The following is a 26,491-nucleotide window of genomic DNA, read 5'->3' on the forward strand; positions in this document are numbered from 1 at the left end:
TATGCTTATAAAAAACATTTCTCTTTGTAATCTTATTGTAAGGTTAATGCAGTATAATGTGATAAAACAAGTATAAAGGAGATGTTTTTATGAAAAAAGCAATAAAAGCATTTTTGAAAACACTGAAATGGTTCGGTATTATCCTTGTTTCGCTGATAATTATACTGCTGTTAGTACGGGCGATAGGCAGAATGATATACAATAAAACTCCCGAGGGCGGCATAAACGAGGAAATGTACATTGACGTCAATGGTCAGCAGCAGTGGATAAATATTTACGGCGAGGACAGGGATAATCCCGTTATGCTGTATCTTCACGGCGGTCCCGGAGGCGCTACCAGTGAAATGGACTGGAAAGTGCTGAGGAAGCTGGCAGGGGATTACACTGTGGTCAACTGGGATCAGCGAGGCTGCGGCAAGACTCAGATACACTCTCCGCAGGAGGGGCTGATAACTTCTGAGCTCATGCAAAGTGATATCGACACAGTGGCGGACTTCATTCTTGAATATATGGGCAAGGATAAGCTGACTATACTTGGTCATTCGTGGGGAACTATGTACGGCGGAGAGTTTGTTATCCGTAATCCCGAAAAGGTGGATTGTATAATCGACCTTTCACTTTCCGTGGATAAAGATGTTACTGCGATGATGAACAAGGGCGTTGAGGATTATATCTCGGGAGCAATAGATTATCAGACTGCAATAGATAAGTACGGCGAAATATCGTTTATGTACTACAACTTTACAGGTGAGAGCTCCTGCCTTGACAGCAGCGAGAAGTACAGAAAGTATTTCAGTGCTGTAAAACAGATTATGACGGACTGGACGGTAAACAGCGAAGATGACCGCGTTTTTGCCGAACAGTTTGATCCGGATAAAATGACAGAGCTGATATGCAGTTCCTCTGAGACTGATATTAAAAAAGCATCTCATATGTTTGGCGAAAGCGTTCTTCCTCTGACAGACAAGTATGTATACAGCGATGAGGAAGGACTGTTTGACGGCGGTGTAAATCCACTTGCAGCAGCTTTTTTCAATCCGTATTATTCGATCACAGATCATATAAAGAATAATTTTGGAGAAGATGTTTATTATCAGCCTGTTGATCCTGCAAATGAAAAAAGCGGTGATGTGTGTGGTGTACTGCTTGATGAATTTGATCTGAGCGAAAAGACAGAATATAAGGTTCCGGTTTATGTTTTGCAGGGCAGCAATGACGATTACTGCGGCGTAATCAAGACATATTTTGACAGAATAAACGCTCCAGATAAAGAATTTCGGTATATTGACGGCGGACATATGTCAACTATGCTCCATTCCGAGGAGCTGGCACAGTTTGTGCATGAGATAAAAGAAAAAAACAGGTAGCTTTTGTAGGGGGCGATGCCTACATCGCCCCGTTAGTTTTTTAATAAATCGGGCTGATGTGGGCATCAGCCACTACACAGTGATCAAATAACCGATTTTTAATCGGACAGAAAGGAATAAAAACTATGAAGCTCCAACCAATTGTCGTATCACTGCTGGATACTGACCTGTACAAGTTCAACATGGATCAGGTCATCTTCCACAAGCACACAGACTTATGCGGTCAGTACTACTTCAAGTGCCGCAACAAGGACGTTGTTTTCACTGCCGAAATGGTGCAGGAGATAAACGACCAGATCGACCACCTCTGCTCTCTCACATTCAAGAAAGAAGAGCTGGACTATCTCCGCTCCATACGCTTTATCAAGGACGACTACGTTGAGTTCCTGAGACTGTGGAGACCTATCCGCGACTACGTTACTGCTGAGCTTGACGGCAACGGTCAGCTTCAGATAGTTGTTGACGGACCGCTGTTCTCTGCAATGCAGTTCGAGATATATCTCCTTGAAATTGTCAACGAGGTTTACTTCCGCATGAAGTTCGATTACGAGAAGCTGAGAAAGTCCGCTGAGGAGCGCCTTGACGCAAAGATAAAGGCTCTCAGCGACGGCACATATACATTCAAGTTTGCGGAGTTCGGCTGCCGCAGACGACTTTCCCGCGAGTGGGAGGACGTTGTGGTGAAGCGTCTGTGCACCGAGACAGACAAGTGCGTGGGTACTTCCAATGTTTACCTTGCAATGAAGTACAATGTAACTCCTATCGGCACATATGCACATGAGTTCGTGCAGATGTATCAGGGAATCGACTCCATACCTCTTGCTTACACCAACCACTATGCAATGAACGACTGGTACAACGAGTATCAGGGCGATAACGGTACTGCGCTTACCGATACGGTGACTACAGACCTGTTTCTGCTTGATTTCAACCGCTCAATGGTCAATAACTATACGGGAGTCCGTCACGACAGCGGCGATCCCTATGCATGGGGCGAGAAGATAATAGCACACTACAAGAAGTACGGCGTTGATCCGAAGACAAAGCTCCTGCTTTTCAGCGACAGTCTTGACTTTGACCGCGCACAGAAGCTGTATGAGTACTTCTGCGACAAGACCAAGGTGTCCTTTGGCATAGGAACATTCTGCTCAAACGATACCGAGGAGACAGCTCTCAATATCGTTATAAAGCTACAGTACGTCAACGGACGTCCCGTTGCGAAGCTCTCCGACGATATCGGCAAGGCTATGTGCCGTGACGAGGATTATCTTGAGTATCTCAAGCGCTCCGTGGAGTTCAGGATACAGAGAGAATCCAATAAATAAGACAAATACAAATAAAAACTCGCCTGTTTTTGAAAAGCAGGCGAGTTTTTTATGAATAGGAAGGTTCATGAAGATTTCAGCACTATTTTCTCACTTTTTAACGTTGAATGCTCCCATTTGCGGATAGCAGGCAGAAGCACCGAGCTGTTCCTCGATACGGAGAAGCTGATTGTACTTTGCAACACGCTCGGAACGTGAGGGAGCGCCTGTCTTTATCTGGCAGGTATTGAGAGCAACTGCAAGGTCTGCGATAGTCGTATCGGCAGTCTCGCCTGAGCGGTGAGAGGAAATTGCAGTATATCCTGCTTTGTGAGCCATTTTGATAGCTTCGAGAGTCTCGGATACTGAACCTATCTGATTGAGCTTGATGAGGATAGAATTGCCTGCGCCGAGAGCGATACCCTTTGCAAGACGCTCTGTATTAGTAACGAAAAGGTCATCGCCGACCAGCTGTACCTTGTGACCGATCTTAGCAGTCATCTTCTGCCAGCCTTCCCAGTCCTCTTCGTCGAGACCGTCCTCGATAGAGATGATAGGATACTTGTCAACGAGAGCCTCCCAGTGAGCGATAAGCTCGTCGGAAGTGAACTCCTTGCCGCTCTTTGGCTGCTTGTAGAAGCCCTTGCCCTTTTCGCTCTTCCACTCGGAGGAAGCGGCGTCCATAGCTATCATGAAGTCCTTGCCCGGCTCAAAGCCTGCTGCCTTGACAGCTTCAAGTATCTTCTCGATAGCCTCTTCATCGCTTGTGAGCTTGTTGGGAGCAAAGCCGCCCTCATCGCCTACAGCAGTAACGTCGCCCATGTCTTTGATGAGCTTTTTAAGTGTGTGGAACACCTCTGCGCACCAGCGGAGAGCCTCACTGAATGAAGGAGCTCCGACAGGCATTATCATGAATTCCTGAGTATCAACAGCGCTGTCAGCATGAGCTCCGCCGTTGAGGATATTCATCATAGGTACAGGGAGCTTGGTTCCCTGAATGCCGCCGAGGAAACGATAAAGCGGGATATCAAGTGAAGCTGCGGCAGCTCTTGCACAGGCGATAGAAACTGCGAGGATAGCGTTTGCACCGAGGTTGGACTTGTCCTTTGTACCGTCCGCCTTTATCATAGCTGCGTCAACAGCATAAATGTCGGAGGCGTCCATACCTGTGATAGTTTCTGCGATAACGGTATTGATGTTGTTTACAGCCTTTGTTACGCCCTTTCCGAGGTAGCGCTCGCCGCCGTCACGGAGTTCGAGAGCTTCAAATTCACCTGTTGAAGCGCCGCTGGGAGCTGTACCTCTTGCAACTGTACCGTCTGCCAGAGTTATCTCAGCTTCAACTGTCGGATTTCCGCGTGAGTCAAGTATCTCACGTCCTACAACTTTTTCAATTTCTAAATAGTCCATAGTTTTCTCCTGTTATAATATATTTAATGTGAATACTCACATTATTGGCATTAGCAGGCTCAAAAATACAAAATATTCGCACTTATTCTGTATGACCGAAAGGAGCCTGCTATAATGATTTATTCTTGTTAGAAAGCTCTAACATATTTGATTATATCATCGCAAACTTGCTGTGTCAATCGTTACTTATAATATTTGTATACACTAACATCTTGTAAAGTGAATTTGAAAGTTTTAGTGTTGAACATTAACAATTATCCATTCGGGCATTATGATTACTCACGAAAAGGGGAGAGGATTGTTGCTCAGGGTTTACAGTCGGAATTTTTAAGTTTAAGTGAAGAAAGAGGTTTTTTATTTGCAACAAAATAATTGTTAGACAAAACTTACATTTTGTTATTTGATACAAACTTTATTTCTGCATCTTTTCAAATCATTGACAAATCATATTTATGGTGATATTATTGCTATGTTATAAAACACTAACGTTATGTATCAATAAATTGCACTACAATTAATAATAAAAATTAATTTGGAATGGAAGGATGAGAAATGATGCCGCTTAGTTTGGCAGAGCCTGAAAAAGAGCTGACTATCAAAAAGCTTGGAGGAACTCCTGCAATACGTCAGCACCTTGAAAACCTCGGATTTACCGTAGGCGGAACGGTAACGCTCATAAACGTCCTTGGTGAAAACGTTATTGTTAAGGTCAAGGAGTCCCGTATCGCTATCGGTGCGGACATGGCTCGCAGAATAATGGTCTGATAGGAGGATATTATGAAGACACTCAGGGAAACAGCTGTTGGTTCAACGGCAAAGGTGAAGAAGCTTCACGGAGAGGGTGCGATAAAGCGCCGTATCATGGACATGGGACTTACTAAGGGTACGGAAGTTTTTGTCCGCAAGGTAGCTCCTCTCGGCGATCCGATCGAGATAAAGGTACGCGGATATGAGCTATCGCTCAGAAAGGCAGACGCGGAACTGATAGAAGTTGAATAACAACGAAACGGGACGGAATGTCCTTGAATTTTCGTACATAAGTTAGTTATAAATAACCTGAAAGGAAGATATTAATGGAACTGCGAATAGCACTTGCAGGAAACCCGAATGCAGGTAAGACCACACTGTTCAATGCGTTAACAGGCTCTAACCAGTTTGTCGGAAACTGGCCCGGAGTTACTGTTGAGAAGAAGGAAGGAAAGCTGAAGAAGCACAATGATGTTATCGTTACAGACCTTCCCGGAATCTACTCGTTATCGCCTTATACTCTCGAAGAAGTCGTTGCAAGAAACTATCTCATCGAAACAAGACCTGACGCTATACTTAACATCATCGACGGAACGAATCTGGAGCGAAATCTCTATCTCACAACTCAGCTTGTTGAGCTGGGAATTCCTGTTGTATGTGCAATAAATATGATAGACGTCGTAAATAAAAACGGCGACAAGATCAAGATCGACGAGCTTTCCAAGCAGCTCGGCTGCAAGATCGTTGAGATATCCGCGCTGAAAGGCACGGGAGTTGACGAGGCTGCGGAGGCTGCTATAGCTGCTGCAAAGAACGGTAAGACGATCCCTCAGCACACATTCAGCGGACCTGTTGAGCACGCTATCGCTCATATCGAGGAGGCTGTTCTTCACGAAATGCCCGAGGAGCAGCAGCGCTGGTACGCTATCAAGGTATTCGAGCGCGATGAAAAGGTTCTTGAAATGCTGAGTATCCCCGAAAATGTGCAGAAGCACATCGAAGAGGATATAGTGGCTGCCGAAAAGGAGCTTGATGATGACGCAGAGAGCATAATCACCAACGAGCGATATGTTTACATAGCTAACGTTATCAAGGCTTGCTATAAGAAGAAAAATGCAGGAAGCCTTACAGCTTCCGATAAGATAGACAAGATAGTCACAAACCGCTGGCTGGGACTTCCTATCTTTGCGATAATCATGACTCTTGTTTACCTCATCGCCATGAAAGGTCCGGGTGCTTGGGCTACCGACTGGACAAACGATAATCTCTTCGGTGACGGTTTCCACTTGCTCGGCATATCGGGAGACTATGGCGACGTTTCCGAAAGATACGCAGACGCACAGCAGATAATCGACGGCTATGACGCATACGTTGAGGAAAACGGCAGCGCTCCCGTAGATGAGTTCACATACTTTGTCGAGGACGAGGAAACTCTTGAAACAACAGAGGAAACAGCTTCTGTTGCCGACTATGAAGAAGCATTAAAGACAGTTGAGGAGATAGGCGAGGAGCCCGATCCTGCTGACTACGGCGTATTCGTACCAAGTATCCCTGCAATAATCGAAAGCGGTCTTGACAAGGTCGGCGCAGCTGACTGGCTCAAGGGACTTATCCTTGACGGTATCGTTGCAGGTGTGGGTGCAGTTCTCGGATTTGTTCCGCAGATGTTAGTGCTGTTCTTCCTGCTTGCTTTCCTTGAAGCCTGCGGCTATATGGCTCGTATCGCATTCGTACTTGACCGAGTATTCCGCAAGTTCGGTCTCTCGGGCAAGTCTTTCATTCCTATGCTTGTTGGCGTAGGCTGCGGCGTTCCCGGTATCATGGCTTCAAGAACCATCGAGAACGAGCGTGACAGACGTATGACAATAATGACAACAACATTCATTCCATGCGGAGCAAAGGTTCCGTTCATCGCAATGATCGCAGGTGCTATCTTCGGCGGTTCACCTATCATCTCGGTATCAGCTTACTTCATCGGTATGGCAGCTATCATCGTTTCGGGTATCATGCTGAAAAAGACAGCAATGTTCTCGGGCGAGCCTGCACCATTCGTTATGGAGCTCCCTGCATACCATATGCCTACTATGAGCAACGTTCTCCGTTCAATGTGGGAGCGCGGCTGGTCGTTCATCAAAAAGGCTGGTTCTATCATTCTCATTTCCACAATTGTTATCTGGTTCCTGTCACGTTTCGGAACAGTTGACGGCAGCTTCGGAATGCTTGAAGAGGATCAGCTTGACAGCTCTCTCCTTGCAGGCTTCGGCGGACTTATCGCATGGATATTCTCGCCTCTTGGCTGGGGCAACTGGCAGGCAGCCGTTGCTTCTATCACAGGTCTTGTTGCAAAGGAGAATATCGTCGGAACAATGGGCGTTCTCTACGGCGGCGGAGACGGCACAGTATGGGAGAACATCGGCGCAGTATTCACCAGTGTAACAGGCTTCTCATTCCTTGTGTTCAATCTCCTCTGTGCACCTTGCTTCGCAGCTATCGGTGCTATCAAGCGTGAGATGAACAACGCCAAGTGGACAGCATTCGCTATTATTTATCAGTGCTGCTTTGCTTATGCTATCGCACTTATGATAACACAGTTCGGCGGACTTTTCACAGGTGACGCAAACATTATCGGTGTTATCGCAGCAGTTCTTATTCTTGCATTTATGTGCTATATGCTCTTTGTCAAGAAGTACCATGAGGCTTCAAAGTTCAAGGGCAACGTAAAGGTAAAGGCATAAAGGAGTGGTAATATGCTCGCATGGTTCGCTGACAATCTTGGAACTATCGTCGTAACTCTGATACTTATAGCTATTGTTGCGCTTATAATCGCAAAGATGATACGTGACAAAAAAAGCGGAAAGAGCAACGGCGGCTGCGGCTGTGGCTGCGAGCACTGTGCAATGCACGGAAAATGCCATAAGTAACAGAATAACGCCCTCAGACATCTGGGGGCGTTAATTATGGATATATCAGGGTAAAATGGTGTTTCCACAGTCTAACTCTGAAGAGACTTTAATATGCTTATGCTCATAATATAATAATCCTAATTAGTATATACTAACAAAAATCCTTTTGCGCTTTTGTTGGTTATGTCAAACAGTTACAAATCAGTTTTTTATACCTTGACAACTGTAAGAATGAATGGTATTATAATTGTGTTATAAAATACTAACTTTATGTTAGTATAGTAATTCAGTTAAGTGCCATTATTCCACGGCACTTGGTTTTAAATACTTATTTAGCTTCAACTAACCAAAAGGAGGATTTTATGAGCATAGTAATCGTAGGCGGCAATGACCGCATGGCAACACGTTATCAGGATATCTGCAAATCTTTCAATCACAAGTCCAAGGTTTTCACACAAATGCCTGCGGACTTCGAGAACAAGCTTGGTACTCCTGATCTTATGGTAGTTTTCACAGGTACCTGTTCCCACAAAATGCTTGGAGCAGTCAAGAAGAGCTCCGAGAAAAACGGCGTACCCGTTGAACACGTTCACAGCTCCAGCGTAAGTGCGCTGAAACAGCTGCTTACAGACATCAATGGGCGAAAATATGTCCGAGCTTGAACGCAGATGCATCGATAACGATCTTGCATTTCACTGCGCTCCCACGCTTTTGGGAGTAAAATGCGCAAATCTCATTTCTTTTGACAGAAATGAGCATACAATGGCAGAATATCTCCGTGAATTTACGGAAAAAATGTCAGTGTCGGGACTTTGTGCGGTACAGCTTTGCAAATGCAGGGAGCGTACACTTGTGTACATCTACAATGAAAAAATGCTCAGCGCATGGCTCAGTATGCCGCAGGTTCGGGACTTGCTTTCTGAGTACGGCTACACGGCTGATATGAGTATCAGGGAAAAGCTTGACTTGCTTGCCTCGCGCATGAGCTGCGGCGGCTTTCCCCATGAGATAGGGGCATTTCTCGGGTATCCTGTGGGAGATATCCGCGGCTTTATCAGCAACAGCGGAAAGAACTGTCTGCTGTGCGGATACTGGAAGGTCTACGAAAACGCCGACAAAGCACGGCAGACCTTCAAAACTTATGATCGCTGCAGGGCAATCCTGTTCGATAGATTAAAATCAGGTCTGGACTTGTTTCAGGCAGTAGGAGGAAATATATGAAAACAGCAGTTATTTATTGGAGCGGCACAGGCAACACCGAGGCAATGGCTAAGGCAGCTGCCGAGGGTGCAAATGCAGAGCTTTTTGAGGTATCAGAGTTCAGCGGCAATGTTGCAGATTACGACGCATTCGCTTTCGGCTGCCCTGCAATGGGTGCAGAGGTGCTTGAAGAAGATACATTCGAGCCTTTCTTCACAGGCATCGAGGGTTCACTCAGCGGCAAGAAGGTTCTTCTCTTCGGTTCATACGGCTGGGGCGACGGCGAGTGGATGCGCAACTGGTATGACCGTACAAAGGCAGCAGGCGCAGAGCTTATCGGTGATGAGGGCTTTATCGTAAACGAAGCTGCTTCTGATGATGATCTTGCAAAGCTTAAAGAGCTTGCAGCAAAACTTGCGTAAGGAGTTATAGAAATGAGAAAGATTACATCTGTTTTATGCGCAGCAGCTTGCGTTTTAGGTGCAGTTCCATTCACAGCAAACGCAGCTGACGGCGACAAGGTTTACGGCACAATGAATATCCCATATGCTGATTTCTACGCAGCAGAGCTGAATAACAGCGTTCCTGTTGACGCAGTTTCTTCTGCCACTACTTCAAAGTGGAAGGGCAACGCTACAGGAAAAATGGGAGATGACGGCAAGTGGCAGAGCGGCGGACTTGCAGCAGGCACTTATAACGTTGAAACAGAAAATGGCAGCGGCAAGATACTCGGCGTTACCTATCCAGTTGAGATCACAAAGGCTGACCTTGAAAAGCTCAGTGATAAGATGAACTTCACAGAGCTCTCCGAGAAGCCTGTTGCTTACAAGCCTGTTACAGTTGAGAACGGCAAGGCTTCCTTCGGCAAGCTGGTTGACAGCAACGGCGAGGAAAAGCTCAGCGGCGAGATGACAGTATCGAGCCTTACAAGCTGGGGCGACTATCAGATAAATGTCAAGGGTATCCCTGCAAACTGCGACATCTACGGCGTCATCGTAAAGACCAAGGAGGGCACAGACTACGGTATGCGTGCTCTTGAGAATATCTGGAGAAACGGTCAGATAGCATGGGGCGCAGGCGTCAAGGAAAAGGAGCCTCACGGCAATACACTTTCCTCTGAGCACTACAAGTCCTCACAGGGCAAGACTATCACCGAAGTAACATTCATTACACTTAACGGCTACAGCACTCTTTCGGGACAGAACGGTTATCTTCCTTTGAAGTTTGCAGACAGCATCAAGGTGGAGAATGGCAAGTCAGGAAAGGGCAGTGTAACATTCGATAATTCTGCACTTCCTTCCGATTTCAAGGCAAAGGGTGAGGTTGCTGACGGCTTCACAGTTTCAGGCAACATCGTAAGCTACAACAACGCACAGCCGGGTAACTACACACTTACAGTTTCCGATGAGGGCGGCAAGTATTCAGCTGTAAGAGGCAGCTTTACTCTTACAACAGACGCTATCCCTGTTAAGTATTCCGACGGCAAGCTTGTAGCTGCTGACGGAGCTTCACTTACAGACGCTGCAAACTACCTCAAGAACATCTCAGCTGTAACAGTCGGCGAAAAGAGATACGCAGCAGGCAGAAGAGGAGCAACTATCATCGACTCACAGACAGGCGAGATAAAGCTTGACGCCAAGTCGGGGGAGGAAAATGTATTCGACGGCTCGGGCAAGTACAAGCTCACTGTTGAAGCAACAGGATATGAGAAGAACTATGAGTTCGAGATAGGCGCTGACGCTGCTGTTACAACTACAACAGGCGCAGCTACAACAACAAAAAGCTCAGCAACAACTACTAAGGCTGCAACTACTACAACAAAGAAGGCTACAACAGCTGCAAAGTCTGACAGCCCTAAAACAGGCGTAAACGGCGCAGCACTGCCTGTAACTTTCCTTGCACTTGCAGGAGCAACAGCGTTTGCATTAAGAAAGAAGAAAGACTGATAATTATTATTTCCATTCTAAAATATGACCTCTGCGGCTTATGCTGCGGAGGTCAAATACTGCAAAGAGGTAATTCTTATGTTATTTTTGACCGCTCTTTTTATAGCGCTCCTTATCGCTTTTTGTCTTGACAAGCCACTGAAAAAATGTCCTGCGGCATTTTATATTTCGGCGGCTGTCCTGACTGTAGCATCTGTAGTTATTACTCAGTCTGACATAAATATTTCAAGCCGCTTTGTCCGCGATAACGTTCTCGGCATATTCTCACGGGGAGCTCTGGGTACAGCGTTCTGGGCAGTCGTCATGTGGGCAGGAGCACTTCCCAACGGCTCTGCACCGATAAAAAAGCTCATGCCCATACGCGGCGAATTATCCATAACTGCGGCTATACTTACGTTCTCCCATATCATCACATACGGAGTACAGTACATAACCGATCTCATCAAAGGCAGGACAGGTTCGGACTTCGTTGTCACAAGTATCGTATGCCTTGCAATGGTGCTGATTATGACACCGCTTACGGTGATGTCCTTCAAGAAGATACGCAAAAAGATGAATGCAAAAACATGGAAGAAGATACAGCGCTTTGCGTATATTTTCTATGCTTTTATCTATGTGCATATCCTTGTGCTTTTCGTGCCTAAGGCTCAGAAGGGCAGGGAGGGCTATTTCCTCAGTATCCTTGTATACAGCGCCGTTTTCATCGGTTATGCCGTAATGCGTATCAGAAAGTATTATATTGCCAATAAAAAGCCCGAAAAGAAGCTCGTTCCCAATACTGTATGTGCCTGTGCATTCGCTCTGCCTGTAGCTCTTCTGGGAGTATTGGCTCACAACAGCGGCGAAAATACATCTAAGCCCTCTGTAGTTACCGAGGAAAAGGCTGCAACATTTACATTTGCTCCCGTAACTACATCAGCTGCTGAAAAAGCTGTAACAACTGCAAAGGACGGCAAAAAGACCACAGAAACTACTGAAAAGGCAGATAAAGATACAAAGACTACAACAACATCGGCTGAAACGACCAAGAAAACGGACGAAAATAAAAAAGCAGAGGAAGAAAAGCAGGAGGAAAAGCATGAAGAGCAGGAGCACAATGACGAGCCTGCACAGGAGCAGCATGAAGAAGCTCCCGCTGCTGAAGCTCAGCCTTCATACAAATACAGGAACGGCGAATACGAGGCAGAAGCCGAGGGCTATGCAGGAAAGGTACACGTAAAGCTGTCCATAGAAAATGACGCCATAACAAGCATTTCCGCATGGGCTGACGAGGACGATCCCGAGTACTTCGGCGACGCCATGAATACTGTCATTCCGCAGATAGGCGCAAAGGTAAGCGCAGAGGGCATAGACGCCTGCTCGGGCGCTACCTACAGCTCAAAGGGCATTATCGAAGCGGCGCGGAAGGCTCTTGAACAGGCGATGAACTGATATGAAACAAGAAATACAACTTTTTCCCGACATTAAGCTCATTTGCGGCGGAAAGCCTGATATTGCCGATGGAAATACACTTGAAATAAGCTTTTGTATCAGCGGAGTCTGCGAGTATTCCGTAAACGGCGAATACTATTACCTGACGGAAAAAAACTGTATTATTGCCCGTCATGATGAGCGCTCTGACTGCCATACCGCCTGCTCGTCGGATTACTGCGGCATCACGCTGATGATAGACTCGCGCTATAACGGCAGGGCTTTTGCGGAGCTCCTTGATATGCCTGATATACTGCGGAATATGCAGAGCTGCGGACAGCACATATTCACTGCCGATGAAACGGTACAGAGGCTGTTTTCGGAGATATACGATACCTCCGCAGCTTCTATGCTCAGAATAAAGGTGCTGGAGCTCCTTATGCTCATGGGTGAGAAAAGGTGCTCCGTCAGCGAAAAGAACAGGCGTATCAGGAAAGTCGGCAGCTTTATAAGCGAAAACCTGTGCGAGCATTATACTATAGCACAGCTTTCTCAGCTTTATGAGACTGACCAGACTACGCTGAAAAGCAAGTTCAGGCAGACCTTTGGCTGTCCCGTTTACACCTATGCGAAATACAGGAAAATGTTTCGTGCGGCGGAGCTTCTCAGGGATACGGACATGAAGATAATAGACATTGCCGAGGAAGTGGGCTACAGCAACGCCAGCAAGTTTTCAGGAGCTTTTCGCGGCGTAATGGGTAAAGCTCCCAAAAGCTTCCAAATGGAGCGCAAAAAGGCGAGAAAATTCAAAAAACGCCCTATATCGACGGAACTTGCGTATTAGCACGGTATACCAACTTTCACCCTTTAGGAGCGGAAAGAGCCTGTTATATATGGTATCATAAGTATAACGAAACCAAATCTTTCGACATTTTTACTGAGGTGATCTTATGAAATTCAATGATATCCCATGGAAAAAAATAGGCCTTTTTGCAGGCGGTGTGCTTTTCGGCACAGCAGGTATCAGAGTCCTTTCAAGCAAGGACGCCAAGAAGTGCTATACTCACGCTACTGCCGCTGTTCTCCGTGCAAAGGAAAATGTTATGGAGACCGTAACTACAGTCCGCGAGAACTGCGATGATATCCTTTCAGACGCAAAGGAGATAAACGAGCAGAGAGCAGCCGAGGAAGAAGCTGCTGTTATCGCAGACCAGTGTGAGGAAATTGCAGATACAAGTGAAGAATAAAACCGAAACAGACCGCTCTGACGGTCTGTTTTTGTAAGAGGTGATAAATATGAAATGTAAGATAATGCATGAATCCAAAGGACGGATGCGAGTACGCTTCTGCATAAACCGCATGACGCTTAAACAGGCTGATACTGCGGAATACGCCCTGTCTGCCGTAGTCGGCGTCACAAGGGTTCAGGTCTTTGACCGAACCTGTGATATCGTTATCGCTTATACCTGTCCGAGGGAGAAAATAATAGGAGAGCTGTCTGCTTTTTCCTTTGACGACGAGAAAAATACAGCTCTTGTTCCCGAGCATACAGGCAGGGAGCTGAACAAGCAGTACGAGGAAAAGCTTGCGGCTTTAGTTATCAGGAGAGCAGTGAACAAGTTCATTCTGCCCATGCCGATACGCAGGATAATATCAGTTATCAAAGCTGCAAAGTACATATTTCGGGGACTGAAATGTCTTTTGAAGGGCAGGCTGGAGGTATCCGTACTTGACGCAACGGCAATAGGAGTATCCCTTCTCCGCGGCGATTTCAAGACCGCAGGCTCGGTCATGTTCCTGCTGAATGTGGGAGATATCCTCGACGAATGGACTCACAGAAAGTCCATAGATGACCTTGCAAGAACTATGTCTCTGGGAGTAGAGCAGGTGTGGATCAAGACCTCCGACGGACAGGAAGTCCTCATGCCCGTGAACGAGGTCCGCAGAGGCGACATGGTAGTTGTGAGAACAGGTTCTATGATACCTCTTGACGGCAAGGTGGTATCGGGAAACGCAATGGTTAATCAGGCTTCAATGACAGGCGAATCCGTACCTGTTCACAAGTCCGAGGGAGCCTACGTCTATGCAGGAACTGTTGTTGAGGACGGCGAATGTACCATAGCTGTTGAGAATACCGCAGGGGGCGGACGCTATGACCGTATCGTGAAGATGATAGAGGAGTCCGAGAAGATGAAATCCGCTGCCGAGGACAAGGCTTCACACCTTGCCGATAAGCTTGTACCGTGGAGCTTGGGCGGTACTCTTCTCACATGGCTGCTGACAAGAAACGCCACAAAGGCGCTGTCCATACTTATGGTGGACTTCTCCTGCGCATTGAAGCTTGCAATGCCTATCTCGGTTCTTTCGGCAATGCGTGATTGCAGCCGCGCAGGCATAACCGTAAAGGGCGGACGCTTCATGGAAGCAATTGCCGAGGCTGATACTATAGTTTTCGACAAGACGGGAACTCTTACACATTCGAGCCCGAGAGTTGCTCAGGTCATAACCTTCGGAGACCGTGACGAGGACGAAATGCTTCGTCTGGCGGCTTGTCTTGAAGAGCACTATCCCCATTCAATAGCCAATGCGGTAGTTGCCGAGGCTGAAAAGCGCGGACTTATCCATGAGGAATTCCATTCCAAGGTCGAGTACGTCGTTGCACACGGCATTTCCAGTATGGTAGAGGGGGAGCGCGTACTCATCGGAAGTCATCATTTCATTATCGAGGACGAGCAGTGCACTCCGCCTGACGAGCGTGTTTTCAGACACCTGCCAAAGGAGTATTCTCACCTTTATCTTGCCATTGGCGGCGAGGTAGCAGCTGTTATCTGTATCGAGGATCCGCTCCGTGAGGAGGCTTCGGACGTTGTGAAAAAGCTTCATGAATACGGCATATCAAGGGTAGTTATGATGACAGGTGACAACGAGCGCACAGCTAAGGCTGTTGCGGAAAAGGTAGGCGTTGACGAGTATCACGGAGAGGTGCTTCCCGAGGACAAGGCAGCCTTTATACGCGCTGAGCATGAAGCAGGGCGCAGGGTAGTAATGATAGGCGACGGCGTCAACGATTCACCTGCACTCAGCGAAGCAGACGCAGGCATAGCCATAAGCACAGGTGCTGCAATTGCCCGTGAGATAGCGGATATCACCATATCTGCCGACGACCTGTACGCCCTTGTGGAGCTGAAACGTCTGAGCAACGCGCTTATGTCACGTATCGGCTGGAACTACCGTACTATCATCGGCTTCAACGGCGGACTGATAGCACTTGGAGTTCTCGGCGTATTGCCGCCTGCCACATCAGCACTCCTGCATAATGCTTCAACTCTGGCAATAGGTCTCAGAAGCATGACCGAGCTGAAAAACTAAGATATACAAAAAGCTCTGACAGTTTAACTGCGATACTCATATAGAAACTTATAGTTAATTATGGGGGAAACCTTTCTGAGGAAAGGCTCCTCTGACGGAGGCGCGCCCCTCTCTCCTGCCGACATCTCCCCGCACTGCGGGGAGTCACCCCCATCCCCCTTTCCAAAGACTTTTATCTGGTTTTTTCGCAGATAGGGCGCTTCTTAAATAAAAAAAGACCTGCAAAAATGCAGGTGCGCCCTATCTGTGAAAAAACAAAACGAAAGTTTTAGGGAGAGAGTTTGAGAGAAGCCCCTTTTTCAAAAGGGGTTCTCTCAATAATAATTATAAAACTTCTATATGAGTATCATGGTTATGCTGTCGGAGCATTTTTTGTATATTCGTTTTTATGCCATACGATTTGATGGAGCATTGTTAAAACTATTATATTTGTATATACTAACTTATATAAATTACCTATATTGCCCGATAATATCAAAACTGCCGAAATGGAGAAAAAGTCCTTGACAATTGTCATTTTTTATGCTAACATATGAATAGGTATTCAAGTGTTCAAATAAACATAATGATTACATGGATATAAATAATGACGTAAGGAGAGAAAGGTTATGAGCGAAAAAGAGAGAAAATTCCTTGAAGTCCGCGGACTGAAGAAGAGCTTCGGCAGCGGTGAAACTAAGCAGGAGGTACTTAAAGAGCTGGACTTCACAGTAGGAAAAGGGGAGTTCTGTGTGCTTCTCGGACCGTCAGGCTCGGGTAAATCAACATTGCTGAATATTCTCGGCGGCATTGACAGCGCCGACGCAGGGGAGATAACCATAAACGGCGATAAACTGGCGGAAATGGACGAGAAAAGCCTTACACGCTACCGCCGCAAGCACTTGGGCTACGTTTTTCAGATGTATAATCTTATCCCTAACCTCAACGTAAAGGAAAACATCGAAACAGGCGCTTACCTCTCTGATAAGCCTCTTGATATCGACGAATTGCTGAAGATTCTTGGACTTTACGAGCACCGCTATAAGCTGCCAAATCAGCTCTCGGGCGGTCAGCAGCAGAGAGTATCTATCGGACGCGCTATCGTCAAGAATCCCGATATACTGCTCTGCGACGAGCCTACGGGAGCTCTTGACTACAAGACCTCAAAGGAGATATTACAGCTCATTGAGGAGGTCAACAAGAAGTACGGCAATACTATCATCATGGTTACACATAACGAAGCCATAAAGCAAATGGCAGACCATGTGATAAAGCTCCGCGACGGCAAGATAAGACACGATACCGTCAATAAGGAAAAGCTGACCGCTGCTGAGATAGAGTGGTAAGGGGGAGCATTTATGGATAAGAAGATATCATTCGGCAAGCGTCCGAAAAATCCCCTTAACAAGCGCGTCTGGAAGGATATGCTCCGCGACTGGAAGCGCTACCTGATGATAGGTCTCATGCTCATCGTAACTATCGGCTTTGTTTCGGGAATGTATGTTGCAAACAACAGTATGCTCAATACCCTTGACAAAAACGTTGCGGAGATGAAGCGTGAGGACGGACATTTCAAGCTTTCAAAAAAGGCTGACGAAGCCACTGTAAAGGCTATCGAAACAGGAGAAATGGCAGACGTACCTGCGGTATACCGTGAACGTGCCTGCGATGAAGCCGCCGACGAGGTGGAAAAGGCTGTCAATGAAGCTGTTGAAGAAAAGGTTGCTGAGCAGGTAAAGGAAGCTATAAAAACTCAGGTAACAGCCGCAATCGACGAGAAGCTCGCCGCAGCAAAGGCTATGGGAGCTGGTATTCCTGCGTCTCAGCGTGAGGAGATGATAAGCTCCGCCCTTGATACTGCGATAAAAGAGAATTACGACAAGGCTTACGATGAAGCTTTAAAGACCGCAAAGGACTCGGAGGACTACAAAAAAGCCCTGTCCGACGCAATGGACGAGGCTAAAAAGGAAATAGACAAGGAAATAGACGAGAAATACTCCGAAATAGAGGAGCGCTACGAGCTTAACGAGAAATTCGAGCCCGTGCCTGTTACGGTTTATGAGCTTTTCTATAAGGATACAGATGAAGCTATCCCCTCAAAGGCAGATTACTCGGGAACTATCCGAGTTTACGGCGAGCGCGGCGACATCGACCTTTACGATATCCTCAAGGGACGCGCTCCCGAAAATGAGAACGAGATAATAATCGACCGTATGCACGCCGACAACGCAAAGATAAAGGTGGGAGATACTATCAAAGTCGGCGGCCTTGACTTTGAGGTAGTCGGACTTGCGGCTTTTGTGGATTACAGCGCACTTTACGAGAGCAATACCGATACAATGTTCGACGCTCTTACCTTTGATATAGGTATGACCACAAACGAGGGCTTTGCCCGTATCCGTGCAAATACCTCTGCAAACTACGGTTTCACTTACAATAAAAAGCCTGCCGACGAGTACGAGGAAAAGGAAATGTCCGAGCACTTCCTCAAATCCCTCATTACACAGACAGCAGTCTCCGATACCGAGGAGCTTGAAATAAAGGACTATGTCCCTGCCTATGCAAATCAGTCCATGAGCTTTGCAAGAAACGATATAGGCAAGGATAAGGCTATGGGCGGAGTTCTCCTGTACATACTCACCGCTGTTCTGGCATTTATTTTTGCGGTAACTATCAGCACTACATTAGAGCAGGAAGCTTCTGTAATCGGTACTCTCAGGGCTTCGGGCTATACAAGGGGAGAGCTTCTGCGCTACTACATGAGCGCTCCGCTGCTCATCGTCATTATTGCCTCGGTCATAGGCAATGTACTGGGATATACCGTGTTCAAGAATACTGTGGCAGATATGTACTACAGCAGCTACAGCCTGCCTGCATTTGAGACTTTGTGGACTCCCGAGGCGTTTATCAAAACAACTGTGATCCCCATAGTGCTCATGCTCATTATAAATGCATTCGTTATCACAAAAACGCTGAAGCTCTCGCCGCTGCGTTTCCTGCGTCACGACCTGAAGCGCAATAAAAGGAAAAAGGCAATAAGACTGCCAAGGTGGAGATTCCTCAAGCGCTTCAGAATGCGCGTATTTTTACAGAATATCCCCAATTACATCATGCTTTTCGTGGGTATAACCTTTGTTATGCTGCTTATCTCAATGGCTGTGGGAATGCCCGAGACGCTGTCCTATTATCAGGATAATATGAGCGATATGATGTTTGCCGAGGAGCAGGTTATCCTAAGCAGCACCGAGGACGAGGACGGAAATCTCATCACAACTGACACAGAGGGTGCAGAGCGCTTCTCAATAACCTCTCTTGAGAGAAAGTCCGAGAGCTATAACGAGGAGGTATCTGTTTTCGGTATCGAAAACGGCAGCAAATATGTACATATAGGCAAAACCGATGATGATTCCGTATATATTTCCAGGGCTTTCGCGGAGAAATACGGCGTTCAGGCAGGCGATACCATAACTCTTTCCGAGAAATACGAGCATAAGGACTATGACTGGAAGGTCTATGACATCTATGACTATTCCGCAGGAGTTGCCGTATTCATGGAAAACGAACAGTTCAACAGGGTATTTGACAAGGACGAGGGCGATTTCAGCGGATATATGTCAAATAAAATGATAAAGGACATCGACAGCGAATACATCGTCAAGGAAATAACCACTCAGGATATGATGAAGGTAGCAGACCAGCTTGACAAATCAATGGGTTCATATATGCTGTATTTCCAGTATGTATGCTTTATAGTGGCAGCGATAATACTTTATCTGCTGACAAAGATAATCATTGAGAAAAACGAGCGCTCTATCTCCATGACGAAGATACTTGGCTACGAAAACGGCGAGATAGCGTCACTTTACCTCATACCGACGACGATAGTGGTGTTCTTCTCGGAGTTTCTTGCAATATACATAGGCTATTTGCTTATGCAGTTCTTCTGGAAGCTGATAATGATGAAGATGAGCGGCTGGTTCGCATTTATAATGCCTGTTTCGGGCTTTGTAAAGGAGTTTCTCCTTGTATTTGCCGCATATCTTGTCATTACTGTGCTTGACTTTATCCGCATCCGCAAAATACCGAAGGTCCTTGCACTAAAAAATATGGAATAAAGAGATATATAATTATTATTGAGAGAACCTTTCCTCAGAAAGGTTTCCCCCATAATTAGTTATAACGCTTTTTTATTAATATTATGGTTAATGAGACGCTTTTTGCTTTTAATTATTTTCATCAGGCGAAAATTTTTTTAAAAAAATGTAACAATTTATAATTTTGTTCCGTTTATTATATTAAAGGGAGATCTATACAAAGCTTATGCAGAAACAATGCCTCGTTTTTCCCTTTATTCGGGGCTGCGTTTATATGCCCCGAAGCTTCCTCCTTCGGGGCAATGCTGAAAAAATGATATAAGGAGACATATTTATGGAACTTAAAAAGGAAAAAATACTAAAACGCGGCTTGATATCTATAATTACAGCAGGAGCTTTATTGGCGGCATTACCGCTGAGTACAGCGGCTAAAAGGTGTTACTGCAACAGATTCTATGAAAAAATGGACAGCAAATGCACAGGAATAAGCGAGCTTGGCGATTATATCGACTATAATATGCTGAGCGGCGACCTGAAAAAGATGATAGATAAAAAAGACTTCAAGTTTGCAAGTGATGAGGAAAAGTTCGCATTCTGCAACAAATATAAGGATATGGATTATGATTATCAAATAAAAGGCAGCTGGGGCGATTATTTCCCCACGGACAAAAGCGATCTTTACGATAAACTGGCTCAGGAAGTGACTATAAACGGCGAAAAATACAATATCTACATTTCACTTGTTTTCAAGACAGGAACATTTTTAAGACCTGAAATTGTTGATATCAATACAAGTGCTTATAAACCCGAGATACAGCAATAATGCTTTTTGATAACCTCTAAGAAAATCTCCCGAAAATGGACAAAGCAGTTCGTTTAGCGAGGGCGTGATAAAAAAATTTATCACGCCCTCTAAAATAATAAAGAAAAAATAATAATGAATAAAGAATAATATTGGTATCGCCTTCGGCGATATTTTTTTATTATATCCGTGAAACGGATACCTTAATTCTTATTTATTATTTTTTCTCTATTCTTTATTCTTAAAAAAGCCGTAAAGAAGCTAAAACTTCTTTACGGCTTTTTGTGTGATATCATTTGTTCAGCAGCGGTGAGAAGTCACCTAAACGATACTGTCTGCCGACTGTTATCCAGTTCTTGGAATTGTATTCGTCGACCTTTTGGTTGAATTCCTCTTCGCTGACAGGTCTGGCGTTCAGACCATAAGGCGTTTCACCTGCTTGTTCAAGGTCATAGTAATAAGTAAATATATCGCATATCGGATAGTGGTCCTTTAACTTTGTCATTTCGTAGTATGTAACGCGGTTATCAGTATAGTTATGACCTATATAGTGTTCTTCCTTGCAGATATTTGTAACGCCGTACTCTCCGTAGGGGATCGTCTGTACAGTATTATTAAGATCTTTTGCTTCGCCGTTTTCGTAATAGTAGATGTATACACAGTCGTCTTTTTGAGTGCCTGTCGATATCAGAAGTTCAGGTATATCGTCGCCGTCTATATCCTGAAGATCCCACATCGGATCATTATATGGTATTCCTGCTTTGTTATAATGTTTTAGAATCTCTTTTCTGTATGCAGACTGCCAGCTCGTATCTGTGGGCTCGACGTACTCTTCGCGTACAAGTCGTGCAATGTTGCTGTTGCCGAAATGGAGCTCATAAGGTCTGGATTCATCATAATAAGCACGTCTGGTCAGGAAATCGTTTGCTCCGCTTTCATTTACAGAGAAATCGAGACATTGTATACTTGTTCCGCCGATTTCCTCTGTGGCATTGCTGATAGTGCCGTGTGAGACATTACCGCTGTTGTCTGTCATGATGTATGTTGCGTCAGCTGTTATTTCAACTGTACCCATATAACCCGCAGATTCGGGGACATCAAGGTCGTTTATGTTTGACATTTCATATCTCCACCTGCCCACAAACGGCTTGATGAACTCAGTATCGGCTGTGTTTTGGTCACTGCCGTCACCGACTGATGTTACAGTCGTAGTAGTTGTTGTTACGTCAGTTCCTGTGATAGTTGAACCGTTTTTGTCCGTGGATACGATATTTGTGCCTGTTCCTGTTGATGTTGAGACCGTAACGGCAGGAGTCACACCGCCGCCCCCTCCGTTTGGCTTGGTGTGTCTTTTCATCATTGCTGTGCTGCCGATAGCGATACCTGCAATAAGCAGTACAGAAGCCGCTGTTGTAAGCGGTGTGAGCCATACAGGTCTTTTGCTGTGCTCAACGCCCTCAACTACGTCGTTTTCGGTCATTTTTATAGTATTATCTCTCTCTGTTCTTTCTTTTTCTGCCCTTTGCTTTCTGAATTTCTTTTCGCTCATTCTGAATATCCTGTCGAGCTGTTCATCTGAGATGTCGGGGCATTTGTCTATTAATCTTTCCATAGAATCATTCTCCGCATTTTCGAGAACATCGAATATGTTTTTCTTTCTCATAATAGCTCCCCTCCTTATCTTCCCAATCCGACTTCCACAAGCTTAGTGCGCAGCTTGTCCATAGCTCTTGAGCATCTCTGTCTGACAGCCGTAGCCGTCATAGAAACGCTCTCTGCTATTTCCTTGGAATTTCGGTTATAGTAAAATTTCTGGATAAGAATAGTCGAATCCGGCTCACCCAGCTCGTCTATCTTGTCGAGGAGCACGCGGCGGAGTTCCGAGCGGTCAACGCGTTCGTCAACGCTGAAGTCCGAGACAAGCTCTCTCATATCGTCCTCGTCAGTCTCGGATATATGGCTTTCTCTTGCGGTAAGGCTTCGGAAGTAGTCGATAGCCTTTCTTTTTGCGATAGTTCCGATGAGGTATTTCAGATCGTTCTCAGATGACAGGTCATATTCACACTGCATAAAAAGAGCTGCAAAAACATCACTTACGCATTCTTCTATATCTTCGCTGGTGCCGCAGCCCCTGAGCTTATTGTAGGCAATAGCATAAACGTATCTGCCATATTCCTTGACGAGAGCCTTGTGACAGCTGACGGGTGATTTTTCCATAAGAGCTGTCAGTTCTCTGCTTGTCATTTACATTCCTCCCTGCGATTTGTTTTGTAAGGCGCCACCTTTCATATACAACAATCGGAGCAGCCTGTTCAAGTGTTACATTACGGGCAATAATTTTATGTTTTGAAAATCATCGATTCTAATTCTAACACATATTTTTGAAAAGTGCAACTACTAAAAAACACCCCTGCAAAAGTGAAAAAGCCTGTAAAAAAGCTAAAACTTATTTACGGCTTTTCTTTAAAGAATAGAGAATAAATAATAAATTAAAAATAATATCGCCGAAAGGCGATACCACAATTATTCTTTATTCATTCTTATTTCTTCATTATTATTTCAGAGGGCGTGATAAAGAAATTTATCACGCCCTCACATTATCATTTATTCTTCCTCGGGTACTTTTATTTCGCCCACTATCGGTACAGGATCGATACCCTGTTTTGTATAGTAGTCGGAAAGAGCTGCGCGGACAGCCTGCTCTGCAAGCACAGAGCAGTGAATCTTTACTGCGGGAAGTCCGTCAAGAGCTTCTACGACAGCCTGATTTGTAAGCTTCAGTGCGTCGTCTATGGACTTGCCCTTGATGAGCTCGGTAGCCATTGAAGATGTGGCAACTGCCGCGCCGCAGCCGAATGTCTTGAACTTAACGTCAGTAATTGTATTATCGTCTATTTTGAGATACATTTTCATGATATCTCCGCATTTTGCGTTGCCTATCTCGCCGACTCCGTCAGCGTCCTCGATCTCGCCAACATTTCGCGGATTTGAAAAATGATCCAGAACCTTTTCACTGTAAAGCATATATATTCTCCTTTATTATTCGTAATCTTCGCCCTTCATCATTCTTTCCCAGACAGGGGACATAGAGCGCAGGCGCTCAACAATCTTGGGAACTACTTCGAGAATGTAGTCTACGTCCTCGTCGGTTACGTCCTCCTCAATGGAAAGGCGCATAGAGCCGTGAGCTACGGCGTGTTTCAGACCGAGAGACAGCAGAACGTGGGAAGGATCAAGTGAGCCCGATGTACAAGCTGAGCCCGATGAAGCGCAGATACCGTTCATATCCAGCATGAGCAGCAGTGATTCGCCCTCGATACCCTCGATAGAGATGTTGAGATTTCCTGGGAGACGCTTGTCCCTGTCGCCGTTAAGACGTGTATAGGGGAGCTTGAGTATACCGTCGATGAGCCTGTTTCTGCGTGGAGTTATCACAGCTGCCTTTTCTGCGATATTGCGTGTTGCAGCTTCGATAGCAACTCCCAGACCTACGATAGCAGGGACGTTTTCCGTGCCTGCACGCTTGCCGCGCTCCTGACCGCCGCCGTGGATAAGATTGGGGAGGACAAGTCCCTTGCGGATATACAGAGCGCCGATACCCTTCTGAGCGTGTATCTTGTGTCCCGAAAGGGAGAGCATATCTATGCCCTGTTTGTGGACGTCTATCTCAACGTGTCCCACAGCCTGAACAGCGTCGGTGTGGAAGAGAACGCCCTTTTCATGGCATATGGCAGCTATTTCCTCTATGGGCTGGATAGTGCCTATCTCGTTGTTGGCGTACATTATAGTAACAAGAGCAGTGTCCTCGCGGATAGCTTTTCTGATATCCTCGGGATCAATAAGTCCCTTGTCGCTTACGGGGATATAAGTTACCTCAAAGCCGTGCTTTTCGAGGTATTCCGTGGTGTGGAGCACAGCGTGGTGCTCGAAAACGGAAGTGATGATGTGCTTCTTGCCCTTTTTAGCCATGAGCTCCGCAGTGCCCTTGATAGCCCAGTTGTCAGCTTCAGAGCCGCAGCTTGTGAAGTATATCTCACGGGGCTCTGCGCCGAGAGCCTTTGCCACCTTTTCACGGGCAGTCTCAACGGCTTTCTGAGCGTCGCGTCCCAGCTTGTAAATGCTTGAAGCGTTGCCGTAAGCCTCGCGGAAATGGGGCAGCATAGCTGCGAGAACTTCCTCCGAGACTGCCGTAGTAGCGGCATTATCGGCGTATATAAAACGTTTTTCCATATTTATCCTCCAGTGTATATGAAGTATTCCTATTGACTTAGTATATTATAGCACAAGGCATTTTGAAATGCAAGACGTGTTACCCCTGTGAAACAAAGCCTGTTATATACATTATATAATAGACCGAGGACACGATATTTCAGTTATAGGTTTTGCCTATAACCAGCTATGAAATTTATGCATTGGACAAATATATAAAACCGATGTATAATATAGGCATACCAAAGGAAAGGAGAGGTACAATGAAACAACTGAATATGCTTGACCGTCTCCGTTCTGTAGTCAGAGGAACAGACCGAATGTGCGGCAGACGATGTTTCTGATATAAACTTGTACGCGAATAGATCATTATTAATATAAATTTGAAATTAAAGATTTTCAGGAGGAAATTACAATGGCTAATAATAAATTACATTTTGAGACACTTCAGCTTCACGTTGGACAGGAGCAGGCTGATCCTGCAACAGACGCAAGAGCAGTACCCATTTATGCGACTACATCTTACGTTTTCCATGATTCACAGCACGCCGCAGACCGCTTCGGTCTCAAGGACGCAGGCAACATCTACGGCAGACTTACAAACTCCACACAGGACGTTTTTGAGAAGAGAATAGCTGCTCTTGAAGGCGGTATCGCAGCTCTTGCAACAGCTTCGGGCGCAGCTGCTATCACATACACGATTCAGGCACTTGCAAAGGCAGGGGAGAACATCGTCGCTTCAAAGACTATCTACGGCGGCACATACAATCTCCTTGCACATACACTTCCGCTTTACGGCATAACAACAAAGTTTGCCGATCCCGACGTTGAGGGCAGCTTTGAGTCCCTTATCGACGAGAACACAAAGGCTCTCTACATCGAGACACTGGGCAATCCCAACTCCAACGCTATCGACATCGAGAAAATAGCTAAGATAGCTCACGCACACAATATCCCTCTCGTAGTTGACAATACATTCGCAACTCCTTATCTTGTCCGTCCTATCGAGTACGGCGCAGATATCGTTGTACATTCCGCAACCAAGTTCATCGGCGGTCACGGTACAGCTATCGGCGGTGTCATCGTAGACAGCGGCAATTTCGACTGGGCAAAGTCAAAGCGCTATCCATGGGTATCAGAGCCTAATCCAAGCTACCACGGCGTAAGCTTCACGGCAGCAGTTGGCGCAGCTGCATTCGTAACATATATCCGCGCGATACTTCTCCGCGACACAGGAGCTACAGTTTCACCGTTCCACGCATTCATCTTCTTACAGGGACTTGAAACACTTTCACTCCGTGTAGAGCGCCACACAGAGAACGCTAAGAAGATAGTTGAGTACCTTGCAAATCATCCGCAGGTAGAGGCTGTTCACCACCCGTCACTGAGCTCCGAGAAGAGCCATGAGGTATACAAGAAGTACTTCCCTAACGGCGGCGGCAGCATCTTCACCTTTGATGTAAAGGGCACAGAGGACGACGCAAAGAAGTTCATCGACAATCTTGCGATATTCTCACTTCTTGCAAACGTTGCCGACGTTAAGTCCCTCGTTATCCACCCTGCTTCAACTACACATTCCCAGCTCACAGAAGCAGAGCTTGCAGAGCAGGGAATAAAGCCCAATACTATCCGTCTTTCGATTGGTACAGAGCATATCGACGACCTTATCGCAGCTCTTGACGGTGCATTTGCAGCAATAAAATAAAAGCCTGATAAGGTGACCTCCATAGTATAAAAGAGCCCGAAAGAAG

At 45.9% G+C, this 26,491-nt stretch carries 23 protein-coding genes; 18 read left to right on the forward strand and 5 right to left on the reverse strand.

Going from position 1 to position 26,491, the window contains the following annotated elements:
- Positions 1–89 precede the first annotated feature (89 nt).
- Together T497_RS17395 and pncB are read left to right on the forward strand one after the other, a co-directional pair.
- On the forward strand, positions 90–1,367 hold the full coding sequence (locus tag T497_RS17395; RefSeq protein WP_028514676.1) for an alpha/beta fold hydrolase: 1,278 nt from the start codon (positions 90–92) through the stop codon (positions 1,365–1,367).
- A gap of 125 nt (positions 1,368–1,492) precedes the next feature.
- Entirely contained in the window at positions 1,493–2,692 is a 1,200-nt protein-coding gene (gene pncB / locus T497_RS0105015; RefSeq protein WP_028514677.1) for a nicotinate phosphoribosyltransferase, read from the forward strand.
- A 90-nt stretch (positions 2,693–2,782) separates the two neighbouring features.
- Here pncB and eno read toward each other — a convergent pair whose 3' ends face one another.
- Complete coding sequence (gene eno / locus T497_RS0105020) at positions 2,783–4,081, reverse strand: phosphopyruvate hydratase (RefSeq protein WP_028514678.1); 1,299 nt, start codon at positions 4,079–4,081, stop codon at positions 2,783–2,785.
- Between the two features lie 555 nt (positions 4,082–4,636).
- Here eno and T497_RS0105025 point away from each other — a divergent pair.
- From T497_RS0105025 to T497_RS0105095, 15 genes are all read left to right on the forward strand, one after another.
- Positions 4,637–4,846, forward strand: a complete 210-nt coding sequence (locus T497_RS0105025) for a FeoA family protein (RefSeq protein ID WP_347491523.1) — start codon at positions 4,637–4,639, stop codon at positions 4,844–4,846.
- A 12-nt stretch (positions 4,847–4,858) separates the two neighbouring features.
- Positions 4,859–5,080 carry a FeoA family protein gene (locus T497_RS0105030; RefSeq protein WP_028514680.1) on the forward strand — a complete coding sequence of 74 codons (222 nt, stop codon included), beginning with the start codon at positions 4,859–4,861 and terminating at the stop codon, positions 5,078–5,080.
- A 74-nt stretch (positions 5,081–5,154) separates the two neighbouring features.
- Complete coding sequence (feoB, locus tag T497_RS0105035; protein ID WP_028514681.1) at positions 5,155–7,563, forward strand: ferrous iron transport protein B; 2,409 nt, start codon at positions 5,155–5,157, stop codon at positions 7,561–7,563.
- A 12-nt stretch (positions 7,564–7,575) separates the two neighbouring features.
- On the forward strand, positions 7,576–7,749 hold the full coding sequence (locus T497_RS17965; RefSeq protein ID WP_072301180.1) for a FeoB-associated Cys-rich membrane protein: 174 nt from the start codon (positions 7,576–7,578) through the stop codon (positions 7,747–7,749).
- Positions 7,750–8,093: 344 nt separating this feature from the next.
- Positions 8,094–8,393, forward strand: a complete 300-nt coding sequence (locus T497_RS0105045) for a DUF2325 domain-containing protein (protein WP_028514682.1) — start codon at positions 8,094–8,096, stop codon at positions 8,391–8,393.
- A complete protein-coding gene (locus T497_RS0105050; RefSeq protein WP_028514683.1) occupies positions 8,380–8,952 on the forward strand; it encodes a DUF3793 family protein in 573 nt (190 codons plus the stop codon). Before T497_RS0105045 ends, T497_RS0105050 begins: the two co-directional genes overlap by 14 nt.
- Positions 8,949–9,353, forward strand: a complete 405-nt coding sequence (locus T497_RS0105055) for a flavodoxin (protein WP_028514684.1) — start codon at positions 8,949–8,951, stop codon at positions 9,351–9,353. Before T497_RS0105050 ends, T497_RS0105055 begins: the two co-directional genes overlap by 4 nt.
- Positions 9,354–9,365: 12 nt before the next feature.
- On the forward strand, positions 9,366–10,877 hold the full coding sequence (locus tag T497_RS0105060; RefSeq protein WP_028514685.1) for a hemoblobin-interacting domain-containing protein: 1,512 nt from the start codon (positions 9,366–9,368) through the stop codon (positions 10,875–10,877).
- A gap of 78 nt (positions 10,878–10,955) precedes the next feature.
- A complete protein-coding gene (locus T497_RS0105065; RefSeq protein WP_028514686.1) occupies positions 10,956–12,308 on the forward strand; it encodes an FMN-binding protein in 1,353 nt (450 codons plus the stop codon).
- Between the two features lies 1 nt (position 12,309).
- Positions 12,310–13,131, forward strand: a complete 822-nt coding sequence (locus T497_RS0105070) for a helix-turn-helix domain-containing protein (RefSeq protein WP_028514687.1) — start codon at positions 12,310–12,312, stop codon at positions 13,129–13,131.
- Between the two features lie 106 nt (positions 13,132–13,237).
- Positions 13,238–13,534: a DUF6110 family protein gene (locus T497_RS0105075; protein ID WP_028514688.1), complete on the forward strand. Its 297-nt coding sequence runs from the start codon at positions 13,238–13,240 to the stop codon at positions 13,532–13,534.
- Between the two features lie 49 nt (positions 13,535–13,583).
- On the forward strand, positions 13,584–15,656 hold the full coding sequence (locus T497_RS0105080) for a heavy metal translocating P-type ATPase (RefSeq protein WP_028514689.1): 2,073 nt from the start codon (positions 13,584–13,586) through the stop codon (positions 15,654–15,656).
- A gap of 608 nt (positions 15,657–16,264) precedes the next feature.
- On the forward strand, positions 16,265–16,981 hold the full coding sequence (locus T497_RS0105085; protein WP_028514690.1) for an ABC transporter ATP-binding protein: 717 nt from the start codon (positions 16,265–16,267) through the stop codon (positions 16,979–16,981).
- Positions 16,982–16,993: 12 nt separating this feature from the next.
- A complete protein-coding gene (locus T497_RS0105090) occupies positions 16,994–19,750 on the forward strand; it encodes an ABC transporter permease (protein ID WP_028514691.1) in 2,757 nt (918 codons plus the stop codon).
- Positions 19,751–20,063: 313 nt separating this feature from the next.
- Positions 20,064–20,552 (forward strand): hypothetical protein, encoded by a 489-nt coding sequence (locus T497_RS0105095; protein ID WP_028514692.1) that lies wholly within the window; start codon positions 20,064–20,066, stop codon positions 20,550–20,552.
- A 271-nt stretch (positions 20,553–20,823) separates the two neighbouring features.
- Here T497_RS0105095 and T497_RS0105100 read toward each other — a convergent pair whose 3' ends face one another.
- The 4 genes from T497_RS0105100 to nifS all read right to left on the reverse strand — a co-directional run bounded on the left by T497_RS0105100 (position 20,824) and on the right by nifS (position 24,761).
- The gene (locus T497_RS0105100) at positions 20,824–22,194 is read right to left on the reverse strand and encodes a hypothetical protein (protein ID WP_028514693.1); all 1,371 of its coding nucleotides are present in this window, start codon (positions 22,192–22,194) and stop codon (positions 20,824–20,826) included.
- A gap of 14 nt (positions 22,195–22,208) precedes the next feature.
- Positions 22,209–22,775, reverse strand: coding sequence for a sigma-70 family RNA polymerase sigma factor (locus T497_RS0105105; protein ID WP_028514694.1), 567 nt, complete (start codon positions 22,773–22,775; stop codon positions 22,209–22,211).
- Between the two features lie 360 nt (positions 22,776–23,135).
- A complete protein-coding gene (gene nifU, locus T497_RS0105110) occupies positions 23,136–23,555 on the reverse strand; it encodes a Fe-S cluster assembly scaffold protein NifU (RefSeq protein WP_024860569.1) in 420 nt (139 codons plus the stop codon).
- 15 nt (positions 23,556–23,570) lie between these two features.
- On the reverse strand, positions 23,571–24,761 hold the full coding sequence (nifS, locus tag T497_RS0105115) for a cysteine desulfurase NifS (RefSeq protein ID WP_028514695.1): 1,191 nt from the start codon (positions 24,759–24,761) through the stop codon (positions 23,571–23,573).
- 394 nt (positions 24,762–25,155) lie between these two features.
- Between nifS and T497_RS0105120 the strand changes: the two genes are divergently transcribed.
- The gene (locus tag T497_RS0105120; protein ID WP_028514696.1) at positions 25,156–26,445 is read left to right on the forward strand and encodes an O-acetylhomoserine aminocarboxypropyltransferase/cysteine synthase family protein; all 1,290 of its coding nucleotides are present in this window, start codon (positions 25,156–25,158) and stop codon (positions 26,443–26,445) included.
- The last annotated feature ends 46 nt before the right edge of the window (positions 26,446–26,491 follow it).

This window comes from Ruminococcus flavefaciens MA2007, from assembly GCF_000621845.1.
Classification (GTDB): domain Bacteria; phylum Bacillota; class Clostridia; order Oscillospirales; family Ruminococcaceae; genus Ruminococcus; species Ruminococcus flavefaciens_E.

Coding starts and splice junctions, on each gene's coding strand:
- T497_RS17395 (WP_028514676.1), top strand. CDS start 90: ATGAAAAAAGCAATAAAAGCATTTTTGAAAACACTGAAATGGTTCGGT.
- pncB (WP_028514677.1), top strand. CDS start 1,493: ATGAAGCTCCAACCAATTGTCGTATCACTGCTGGATACTGACCTGTAC.
- eno (WP_028514678.1), bottom strand. CDS start 4,081: ATGGACTATTTAGAAATTGAAAAAGTTGTAGGACGTGAGATACTTGAC.
- T497_RS0105025 (WP_347491523.1), top strand. CDS start 4,637: ATGCCGCTTAGTTTGGCAGAGCCTGAAAAAGAGCTGACTATCAAAAAG.
- T497_RS0105030 (WP_028514680.1), top strand. CDS start 4,859: ATGAAGACACTCAGGGAAACAGCTGTTGGTTCAACGGCAAAGGTGAAG.
- feoB (WP_028514681.1), top strand. CDS start 5,155: ATGGAACTGCGAATAGCACTTGCAGGAAACCCGAATGCAGGTAAGACC.
- T497_RS17965 (WP_072301180.1), top strand. CDS start 7,576: ATGCTCGCATGGTTCGCTGACAATCTTGGAACTATCGTCGTAACTCTG.
- T497_RS0105045 (WP_028514682.1), top strand. CDS start 8,094: ATGAGCATAGTAATCGTAGGCGGCAATGACCGCATGGCAACACGTTAT.
- T497_RS0105050 (WP_028514683.1), top strand. CDS start 8,380: ATGTCCGAGCTTGAACGCAGATGCATCGATAACGATCTTGCATTTCAC.
- T497_RS0105055 (WP_028514684.1), top strand. CDS start 8,949: ATGAAAACAGCAGTTATTTATTGGAGCGGCACAGGCAACACCGAGGCA.
- T497_RS0105060 (WP_028514685.1), top strand. CDS start 9,366: ATGAGAAAGATTACATCTGTTTTATGCGCAGCAGCTTGCGTTTTAGGT.
- T497_RS0105065 (WP_028514686.1), top strand. CDS start 10,956: ATGTTATTTTTGACCGCTCTTTTTATAGCGCTCCTTATCGCTTTTTGT.
- T497_RS0105070 (WP_028514687.1), top strand. CDS start 12,310: ATGAAACAAGAAATACAACTTTTTCCCGACATTAAGCTCATTTGCGGC.
- T497_RS0105075 (WP_028514688.1), top strand. CDS start 13,238: ATGAAATTCAATGATATCCCATGGAAAAAAATAGGCCTTTTTGCAGGC.
- T497_RS0105080 (WP_028514689.1), top strand. CDS start 13,584: ATGAAATGTAAGATAATGCATGAATCCAAAGGACGGATGCGAGTACGC.
- T497_RS0105085 (WP_028514690.1), top strand. CDS start 16,265: ATGAGCGAAAAAGAGAGAAAATTCCTTGAAGTCCGCGGACTGAAGAAG.
- T497_RS0105090 (WP_028514691.1), top strand. CDS start 16,994: ATGGATAAGAAGATATCATTCGGCAAGCGTCCGAAAAATCCCCTTAAC.
- T497_RS0105095 (WP_028514692.1), top strand. CDS start 20,064: ATGGAACTTAAAAAGGAAAAAATACTAAAACGCGGCTTGATATCTATA.
- T497_RS0105100 (WP_028514693.1), bottom strand. CDS start 22,194: ATGAGAAAGAAAAACATATTCGATGTTCTCGAAAATGCGGAGAATGAT.
- T497_RS0105105 (WP_028514694.1), bottom strand. CDS start 22,775: ATGACAAGCAGAGAACTGACAGCTCTTATGGAAAAATCACCCGTCAGC.
- nifU (WP_024860569.1), bottom strand. CDS start 23,555: ATGCTTTACAGTGAAAAGGTTCTGGATCATTTTTCAAATCCGCGAAAT.
- nifS (WP_028514695.1), bottom strand. CDS start 24,761: ATGGAAAAACGTTTTATATACGCCGATAATGCCGCTACTACGGCAGTC.
- T497_RS0105120 (WP_028514696.1), top strand. CDS start 25,156: ATGGCTAATAATAAATTACATTTTGAGACACTTCAGCTTCACGTTGGA.